Source organism: Escherichia sp. MOD1-EC5990 (genome assembly GCF_002965285.1).
Lineage (GTDB): Bacteria > Pseudomonadota > Gammaproteobacteria > Enterobacterales > Enterobacteriaceae > Escherichia > Escherichia coli_F.
Genome location: NZ_PTRV01000099.1, coordinates 1 through 284, shown reverse-complemented (window position 1 = coordinate 284; position 284 = coordinate 1). Strand labels below are relative to the sequence as shown.

Here is a 284-nt window from a genome sequence, read left to right as displayed (position 1 = left end):
TTGGTGGGTCGTGCAGGATTCGAACCTGCGACCAATTGATTAAAAGTCAACTGCTCTACCAACTGAGCTAACGACCCCTTGCGGGATTATGCTGCTTTAATCATTCAGGATGGTGGGTCGTGCAGGATGACTCGACTTCGTCTCGCCCTTCGGGCCGTTGCTGACGCAACGTTATCCTTCACATTCTCTACCAGTAACCACCTTTAAATTGGTGGGTCGTGCAGGATTCGAACCTGCGACCAATTGATTAAAAGTCAACTGCTCTACCAACTGAGCTAACGACC

1 tRNA gene and 1 other RNA gene are annotated in these 284 nt (G+C 49.6%); both read right to left on the bottom strand.

From position 1 onward, the window contains the following. Position 1: 1 nt before the first annotated feature. Positions 2 to 77 (bottom strand) — tRNA-Lys (locus BEB42_RS26090). A 33-nt stretch (positions 78 to 110) separates the two neighbouring features. Then, positions 111 to 278: non-coding RNA, RtT sRNA (locus BEB42_RS26450), on the bottom strand. Positions 279 to 284: the final 6 nt, after the last annotated feature.